The organism is Shewanella sp. A22, assembly GCF_053850585.1.
Window position 1 is genome coordinate 1 of sequence record NZ_JBSQBN010000214.1, and the last position, 2,873, is coordinate 2,873.

The following is a 2,873-nucleotide window of genomic DNA, read 5'->3' on the forward strand; positions in this document are numbered from 1 at the left end:
TAGATGCTTTCAAAATACGACTGCATGGTCTATTTTTTTCCATAAAAAATAACACATTCCCACCATCCATGGCGGTCAGATACTGGAGGTAGAGTAACGCAGGAGCTTGTTACCGAGGATCACTATTAACTTCAATCATCTGCCTTGCCTACAGCACTTTGAACTCCCGCTGAAAGATCACATATTTAATAGGATTGGTATTATATTTATCTGCACTTTATTTTCTGCTACAATTTTGCCTCAGCCACATTATAAAAAAATCGATAAATACCCTATAAAATAACGGTAAAATAGCATGCTGTTTTGATGGATATTTTACCCAACACTTTGGAAATCAGGCTGATGATGCAGTTCGAAGGTTCACATATCCTTTCAGTAAACCAGTTAGATCTTGATTCAATTAATACTATTTTTAACGTCGCAAACAAAATGACGCCTTATGCATTGCGTGAAAAACGCACCAAAGTATTAGACGGTGCCATTTTAGGTAACTTGTTTTTTGAGCCCAGCACGCGTACACGCGTCAGTTTCGGCTGCGCCTTTAACTTGCTTGGCGGACATGTGCGTGAAACCACAGGGATGGCTTCATCATCACTGTCAAAAGGCGAGTCGTTATATGACACAGCTAGAGTGCTATCAACGTATTCTGATGTGATTGCCATGCGCCACCCTGATGCTTATTCAGTTAAAGAATTTGCAGAAGGAAGTCGTGTTCCCGTAATTAACGGTGGCGATGGCCCTAACGAGCATCCAACTCAAGCTTTGCTAGATTTATTTACCATAAAGAAAGAGCTAAGCCATGCTGGTATGGACATCGATGGTATGCACATTGCGATGGTTGGCGATTTAAAATATGGTCGTACCGTGCATTCATTATCTCGCTTACTTTGTATGCATAAAGACATTAAGTTCACATTGATATCCCCAAGTGAGCTAGCAATGCCTGACTATGTGATCGCCGACATTGAAAATGCTGGCCATAAGATCACAATAACAGAACAACTTGAAGGTAATTTGCATCAAGCAGATATACTGTATCTGACTCGCATTCAAGAAGAACGCTTTCCTTCACAGGAAGAAGCCAATAAATACCGAGGTAAGTTTCGCTTAAATCACAATATTTATACGCAGCATTGCAAATCAAATACGGTGATTATGCATCCGTTACCTCGAGATTCACGTGCGCAAGCAAATGAACTCGACAATGATTTAAACAGCCATCCAAGCTTGGCTATTTTTAGACAAGCCGACAACGGCTTGCTAATTCGTATGGCACTTTTTGCATTAACACTTGGAGTTGAAAACCAACTCGAAAAGTATGAGTGCCCAGTAAACTGGTATTCACGTAAAGCCGATAGATAATTGGCGCACAATATTAAGGATTAAACATGACCCGTTCCGAAGTTTTATTTGAACAGGCTAAAAAAACCATTCCTGGTGGCGTTAACTCACCTGTAAGAGCCTTTAATGGTGTGGGTGGTTCACCATTGTTCATTGAAAAAGCTGATGGCGCTTATATTTTTGATGCTGATGGTAAAAAGTATATCGACTATGTCGGTTCATGGGGACCGATGATTTTAGGTCATAATCATCCTGAAATTCGTCAAGCTGTGTTAGCGGCTGTCGAAAACGGCCTCTCATTTGGCGCACCAACAGAACTTGAAGTCAAAATGGCTGAAAAAGTCATTTCAATGGTGCCATCGATGGAACAAGTTCGTATGGTGAGTTCAGGCACAGAAGCCACCATGAGTGCGATTCGTTTAGCTCGAGGTTTTACTAACCGTGACAATATTTTAAAGTTTGAAGGTTGCTACCATGGCCATGCCGACTGTTTGCTAGTAAAAGCAGGCTCTGGCGCCTTAACATTAGGCCAGCCAAGTTCTCCAGGTATTCCAGAAGACTTCGCAAAACATACATTAACAGCAACTTATAATGACCTCGATTCTGTACGAGCGATATTCGAGCAACACCCAGAAGATATCGCGTGTATCATTCTTGAACCCGTTGCTGGCAACATGAACTGTATTCCACCTGTTGAAGGTTTCTTACAGGGTTTACGTGCCATATGTGATGAGTTTGGTGCACTATTGATTATTGATGAAGTGATGACAGGTTTCCGTGTATCTATGAGCGGAGCACAAGGTCACTACGGCGTTACGCCAGACTTAACCACACTAGGTAAGGTTATTGGCGGCGGTATGCCTGTCGGCGCGTTTGGTGGCCGTAAAGACGTGATGCAGTTTATTGCTCCAACGGGTCCGGTTTATCAAGCGGGTACGTTATCAGGCAACCCCATTGCAATGACCGCTGGTTTAGCGCAAATGGATGAATTGTGTAAACCGGGTTTATACGAAGCGCTTACAGACAAAACCAAGCGTGTTGCCGAAGGTTTTAAAGCCGCAGCAGACAAACATGGCATTCCATTAAACATCACTTATGTGGGTGGTATGTTTGGTCTCTTCTTCACTGAAGATAACAACCCAATGACCTCATTTGCCCAAGTCACAAAATGCAACATGGATCACTTCCGTCACTTCTACCATGGCATGTTAGATGAAGGCGTTTATTTAGCACCAAGTGCCTATGAAGCAGGTTTCTTATCAATGGCCCATGGCGATGCTGAAATTGAATTGACCTTAGCTGCAGCAGACCGCGTATTTGCTACAATGAAATAAACGTCAATCTTGATAACAAAAATAGGATAAATAACTCAGTTGTTTATCCTATTTTTTTGAGAGTAATACCTATCCTATTAAATATGTGATCTTTCAGCGGGAGTTCAAAGTGCTGTAGGCAAGGCAGATGATTGAAGCGAATAGTGATCCTCGGTAACAAGCTCCTGCGTTACTCTACCTCCAGCATCTGACCGCCAT

Annotated in this window: 2 protein-coding genes; both read left to right on the forward strand. The window is 42.3% G+C overall.

All coding sequences use genetic code 11. The features are described 5' to 3' along the window. The first annotated feature begins 342 nt into the window (after positions 1 to 342). Positions 343 to 1,362 (forward strand): aspartate carbamoyltransferase, encoded by a 1,020-nt coding sequence (locus tag ACWXWT_RS20215; protein WP_456043366.1) that lies wholly within the window; start codon positions 343 to 345, stop codon positions 1,360 to 1,362. A gap of 26 nt (positions 1,363 to 1,388) precedes the next feature. Continuing rightward, complete coding sequence (gene hemL / locus ACWXWT_RS20220; protein WP_456043367.1) at positions 1,389 to 2,675, forward strand: glutamate-1-semialdehyde 2,1-aminomutase; 1,287 nt, start codon at positions 1,389 to 1,391, stop codon at positions 2,673 to 2,675. Positions 2,676 to 2,873: the final 198 nt, after the last annotated feature.

Bases quoted from the DNA above. Each gene is read 5' to 3' on its own strand.
- hemL (WP_456043367.1), top strand. From the start codon at position 1,389: ATGACCCGTTCCGAAGTTTTATTTGAACAGGCTAAAAAAACCATTCCT.
- ACWXWT_RS20215 (WP_456043366.1), top strand. From the start codon at position 343: ATGATGCAGTTCGAAGGTTCACATATCCTTTCAGTAAACCAGTTAGAT.